This window comes from Paenibacillus sp. P4_A9, assembly GCF_056402415.1.
Window position 1 is genome coordinate 1 of record NZ_JBFUHL010000130.1, and the last position, 5,615, is coordinate 5,615.

The following is a 5,615-nucleotide window of genomic DNA, read 5'->3' on the forward strand; positions in this document are numbered from 1 at the left end:
GGTTTGAGTAGCTGAGCCGCTCTGAAGCTGGATAATCCAGCGTCAGAATGATGGTTCGAGTAGCTGAGCCGCTCTGAAGCTGGATAATCCAGCGTCAGAATGATGGTTCGAGTAGCAGAGCCGCTCTGAAGCTGGATAATCCAGCGTCAGAATGATGGTTCGAGCAGCTGAGCCGCCCTGAAGCTGGATAATCCAGCGTCAGAATGATGGTTCGAGCAGCTGAGCCGCCCTGAAGCTGGATAATCCAGCGTCAGAATGATGGTTCGAGTAGCTGAGCCGCCCTGAAGCTGGATAATCCAGCGTCAGAATGATGGTTCGAGTAGCTGAGCCGCCCTGAAGCTGGATAATCCAGCGTCAGAATGATGGTTCGAGCAGCTGAGCCGCTCTGAAGCTGGATAATCCAGCGTCAGAACGATGGTTCGAGCAGCTTAGCCGCTCTGAAGCTGGATAATCCAGCGTCAGAATGATGGTTCGAGTAGCTAAGCCGCCCTGAAGCTGGATAATCCAGCTTCAGAATGATGGTTCGAGCAGCTGAGCCGCCCTGAAGCTGGATAATCCAGCGTCAGAATGATGGTTCGAGCAGCTGAGCCGCCGTGAAGCTGGATAATCCAGCGTCAGAATGATGGTTCGAGCAGCTGAGCCGCTCTGAAGCTGGATATTCCCCGAACTAAATCGCCCCAAACAGCCCACACGCAAGGAAAATGGGTAGATAGTTCGGCTGAATCGGACTAACAAGAAAAAATCCACATCATCAGATGTGGATGATCCAATCATTTTCCCAAGCAAACTCCTCATAAATAAGGAGTTTGGGATAAATCCATGATTTCCGCTTGCAGGCCGCTGCGCAAGTCAACTTTTGGCTGGTAGCCGAGCAGCAACTGGGCCTTACTTATATCTGCCCAGGTATGGCGAGGCTCACCGGAGGCCTTGCCTAGAAATTGCCTGTCTATTTTTCGGCCAAAAAGCTCCTCAAGAATGGCTATGCAATCAAGTACCGAGGCACGTTCTTTGCCGCCGATATTGATGGTTTCGCCGATGATGTTCGCAGCGTAGGCCGTTGCTGCGATGGCCTCCACACAGTCGCCAACAAAGGTAAAGTCGCGCGTTTGCAGACCATCACCATGGATGGGGATTGGTTTATTTTGCCGAATATGTTGGATAAAGCGATGAAACGCCATGTCAGGACGCTGTCTAGGACCGTACACAGTGAAGAAACGTAATATAACGAGTGGTAGTTCATCTTTGGTAGCATAAACCTTACAGAGCTGCTCTCCAGTCAGTTTGGTGACCCCGTAAGGCGAGAGTGGCTCTGTCGTAGCGGCCTCATTGACTTGATTAGTTTTTTCGCCGTAAACGGAGGATGTCGATGCATACACGAATTTGCTGACAGGATACATGCGACAACCTTCCAGCAACCTTTGGGTAGCTTCGATGTTGTTGGTGACGTAGGCTTTAAAATCCTCACCCCAGCTAGAACGCACGCCTGGCATGCCGGCCAAATGGTAGACGATATCTACCCCAGGAAGAATCTCACCCAGCGGCACATGCATGAGATCCTGATTAATGAAAGTGAACCGAGACTGAGGAAGTAAAAAGCGAAGATTATATTCCCTTACCTGTACAGGGGTTGGAGACTTCTGAACATAAGCATCCAAACCAATGACTTCGTTTCGCGGATCTTGGAGAAGCTTTTCACAAAGATGAGATCCGATAAAACCTGCTGCTCCTGTAACGAGTATTTTCATACCAAGTAACTTCCTTTCTTACAGCAGATTATCTATTTCCGATGCCATAATAAGCATAGCCTAGCTTGGTCATTTCTTTGCCGTTAAGCGCATTTCTTCCATCAAAAACAAAATAATCTTTCAAGTACGTTCGTAGCTGTGACCAATCTGCACGAATGTAATCTTTCCATTCCGAGCAGAGGATGATGGCGTCGCAATGCTGTAATGTGATCTCAAGGGCTTCGAACTGTTGAACCTTATCAGATCGAAGAGCTTCTGGCAGCTTGGCAATGGGATCGTGTACTCGGATGATCGCTTGTTTATCAAGTAATTGTTGAATGACAGAAAGTGCTGGTGCTTCCCTTAAATCATCGGTGTTCGGTTTAAAGGAAATGCCGAGAATCGCGATGGTTTTATCGCTGAATCCACCTAGCTTTTGCTCCCACAAGTTTAAAAAGTGTGTAGACTGTGAGTTGTTGACGGCAACAACTTTCTCAAGAATACTCAGATCAACTTGTTGCTCTTTCGCCGTATATAAGAGTGCCATGCTGTCTTTCGGGAAGCAAGACCCGCCATATCCGATCCCAGCTTTTAAGAAATGAGGGCCAATCCGCTGGTCCATTCCGATTCCTTTCGTGACGTCGGTGACATTGACTTCCAACGATTCGCAGAGTCTTGACAATTCATTGACGTAGGAGATTTTAGTTGCCAAGAAGGCGTTCGATGCATATTTAATCAATTCTGCTGTTCGAGGTTTGGTAACAAAAATGGGTGCTTTTATTTTGCCATATAGCGATTGAATCACATTTGCGGCTTGCTCATTATCACTTCCTATAATGATGCGATCCGGATTCAGTGAATCATACAATGCACTGCCCTCTCGAAGGAACTCGGGATTAGAAACAACATCGAACGGGTGGGGATGGCTTTGTGATTCTGTGACCCAATTGACTATTTTACGGTTTGTGTCTATAGGAACTGTGCTTTTCACAGTAATAATTTTATAGTCATCCATGAAGGAACCAATACTTTGGGCGACACCTCGAACAGCTTGGAGATCAGCGCTTCCGTCTTTATCGGAGGGGGTGCCAACACATATGAAAATAATTGAATTTTCACGAATACCCTTCTCTGGTGAAGAAATAAAGCTGATTTTTCTGGATGCAAGGTGTTTCATTAATAAGTCGTCAAGCCCAGGTTCATAGAAAGATAATTTACCCTCAGATAAAGCCTTGATTTTTACCGTATCCGTATCTAATCCCGTAACCTGCCATCCCAGTTCAGCAAATACCAATCCGGTTGTAACGCCTACATACCCCATACCTATGATTAAAATGTTCATGTTCCCGACCCTCCGTCTTTTTGAACAAACACCGACTGTGGACTGATAATCGAGTTCGTCATTGGATAGTGGTTAGGATTAAGTATGGCGTACTCAAGCAGAATGCTGTTCTCTAATCTACAACTTTCGAGTTTGACATTAGGTCCGATCGTCACATAAGGTCCGATCACACAATTGATTAATTCTGCACTAGGGTCGATGCATACCGGTGGAATTATCGTGGTCCCTGGATGATCTGTACGATAAGTTAACAAACCTTCTTCCTCCATCTGCTTCAGCATCCATCTGTTCGCTTCTAGCCATCCTTCCATCGTTCCAACATCTGAGAAGTTTTTATCCGTCATTTGATAGGCCACCGAATAGTGTTGATGGATCAGCCACTGAATGGCATCCGTAATCTCGTATTCGCCTCTGGCTGAGGGGCTGATCGCATGCACAGCTTGAAAGATACTAGGTTTAAACGCATAACACCCCAGAACCGCAAGATCTGACTTGGGCTCTGAAGGCTTTTCTTCCAGACCAATAATGCGATCTTTTTTAATTTCGGCAATGCCAAATGCCTTTGGATTCGTCACTTTTCTTAAAAGAATAGCAGCATCATGGTTCTCATGAGAAATGGCGTGATATAAGCCGTGAAGATCTTGGGTAATCAAGTTATCTCCAAGAAGCAGCACGAAGGGTTCATTGTCCATGAAAGACTCGGAGTGTTTCACAGCGTCTGAGATACCCAAAGGATTAATTTGAAAAATATATGTGATGTTTACATGCCACCTTTCGCCAGCCCCTACTTCTTCCATAAACATGGCATGAAGATTGGGGCGGATTACAATACCAATCTCGTAGATGCCTAATTCCACTAGCTTTTCAATGCCATAATGAATTAAGGGTTTATTCGCTACTGGAAGCAGACCTTTTGGTTTTATATTGGTAAAAGGTTGGAGTCTAGTACCATTGCCTGCACAGAGAATTAATCCTTTCATAAGCTTTTACCTCCTTGTCTATATGAAGACATTATTAATTTATGATGAAAATAATGAAATGTAAGGGCTATTAACAGGGAAAATAAGCTGATATGTATACGTTTTATGGAAATTCTTCTAAATGGACAATCATAATCCGCCAATCTACTCTATGAAAAGCCTAAGCATGAAGTGCGAAAAATCATAGTATACATGGAGACAATTAAGTTTCTAATTTAGGTGAGAGGAATGATTTTTTTGGAAAATTTAGAACTATTACTCGAATATTTAAAAGCGCATCCCGAAGTGGAAGAAATCTCAGTGGAGTATTTGAGTGGTGACAAAGACAAGTATGATGTGTCCGCACTCGACGGCATGGATTGGAGTTTAGTGGATGAAGTTGAAATCGAATTAGCTGACGGAACCAAATTGGAGTTCGGTGAAACTGATGACGAAGAAGAGGAAGAAGACGAAGAAGAATCAGATGACGATGACGATGATGAAGAAGCAACGGTTTCAGCTGTAGGAGCTGAAGAAGAATCAGACGACGAAGATGATGACGATGATGACGACGACGACGACGACGATGACGACGATGACGATGACGATGACGACGAAGAAGAAGCATAAGTAGGAAAGAATTAAAACCGCGACAATAGAGATTTGCAAGGAAACCTCTTACTCTTGTTATGGCTTCTGCTAGTTTTCGCAGAGGATACATACTTGTAGAAGGGGTTTTTCATGTAAAACAGGCGTCAGCAGTTAGGAAGACTTATCACGATTGTCAAGGCAGAAGAAAGAGGCTGCCCCCAAGTAGAATTGTCTACTTACTGGACAGCCTCTTCGATTTATTTGCTATCTAGAAATCCCCTTGCTATACCTATCTTTGTTCCCAGACGGCAAGTATTTCCTTAGCAACGCGTTCCCATGAGAAGTTCTGTTCTGCTAATCTTCGGCCATTAAGCCCCATTTGTCGAGCATTACCGAGGTTAGACAGCATCGCATTCAGGTTCTGTGCATATTCTTTCGGGTCTTCAGGGTTATTAATGAGGACGCCATTATTGTTCTTGACGATCTCAGGATTACCCCCTCTAGCCGTTGTGAGGAAAGGCAATCCAGCGGCCATAGCTTCATAGTGGACACGTGCCAAAGGCTCCTGCCAAATAGACGTACAGACGAAGACATCTCCTGCACAGAACCAACGGTGAACATCTTGCGCAGGAACATAGCCAGTTGTAATGACAGGAAGTGGTGAGCGTACGGCAAGTGCTCTGACATAAGCAACATAGTCGCTTACCGAGTTATCACTGAACCAGGCACCGCCGACAACAACGAGTACAGCATCGGAATGGCTTATTTGAGACATCGCACGCACTAAGACATGGGGACCTTTATTACGGGTTAGCCTCCCGACAAACAGAATGACTTTTTTGTTAGTAAGGTTGTGTTCGGCCCTAAGGCTCTCCCGATCTTTCCTTGCTTGCTCTGACTCCAGCCATGGTGCAAAGCGATTCATATCAACACCGGAGTATATTGGTTTTATTTTGTCAGCTGCTTGAGGGTAGTAATCACAGATGGCAGTTCCAATAT

At 45.2% G+C, this 5,615-nt stretch carries 6 protein-coding genes; 1 reads left to right on the forward strand and 5 read right to left on the reverse strand.

The window, feature by feature from the left end; genetic code table 11:
• Nucleotides 1–510 precede the first annotated feature (510 nt).
• Genes AC1DVJ_RS29665 through AC1DVJ_RS29680 form a run of 4 tightly spaced genes read right to left on the reverse strand, consistent with a single transcriptional unit; the run spans nt 511 to nt 4,046 of the window.
• Nucleotides 511–795 carry a hypothetical protein gene (locus AC1DVJ_RS29665; protein ID WP_477596283.1) on the reverse strand — a complete coding sequence of 95 codons (285 nt, stop codon included), beginning with the start codon at nt 793–795 and terminating at the stop codon, nt 511–513.
• Nucleotides 792–1,745, reverse strand: coding sequence for an NAD-dependent epimerase/dehydratase family protein (locus AC1DVJ_RS29670; RefSeq protein ID WP_477596285.1), 954 nt, complete (start codon nt 1,743–1,745; stop codon nt 792–794). Before AC1DVJ_RS29670 ends, AC1DVJ_RS29665 begins: the two co-directional genes overlap by 4 nt.
• Nucleotides 1,746–1,773: 28 nt before the next feature.
• Nucleotides 1,774–3,066, reverse strand: a complete 1,293-nt coding sequence (locus AC1DVJ_RS29675; RefSeq protein WP_477596288.1) for a UDP-glucose dehydrogenase family protein — start codon at nt 3,064–3,066, stop codon at nt 1,774–1,776.
• Nucleotides 3,063–4,046 (reverse strand): sugar phosphate nucleotidyltransferase, encoded by a 984-nt coding sequence (locus AC1DVJ_RS29680; protein WP_477596290.1) that lies wholly within the window; start codon nt 4,044–4,046, stop codon nt 3,063–3,065. The genes AC1DVJ_RS29675 and AC1DVJ_RS29680 overlap by 4 nt, the downstream gene beginning before the upstream one ends.
• A 237-nt stretch (nt 4,047–4,283) precedes the next feature.
• On the opposite strand from AC1DVJ_RS29680, the gene AC1DVJ_RS29685 reads away from it, so the two are divergent.
• On the forward strand, nt 4,284–4,655 hold the full coding sequence (locus AC1DVJ_RS29685; protein WP_477596292.1) for a hypothetical protein: 372 nt from the start codon (nt 4,284–4,286) through the stop codon (nt 4,653–4,655).
• 250 nt (nt 4,656–4,905) lie between these two features.
• Here the strand turns inward: AC1DVJ_RS29685 and AC1DVJ_RS29690 are convergent.
• Nucleotides 4,906–5,615: glycosyltransferase family 4 protein (locus AC1DVJ_RS29690; RefSeq protein WP_477596294.1), on the reverse strand; the 710-nt coding region annotated here is incomplete at its 5' end.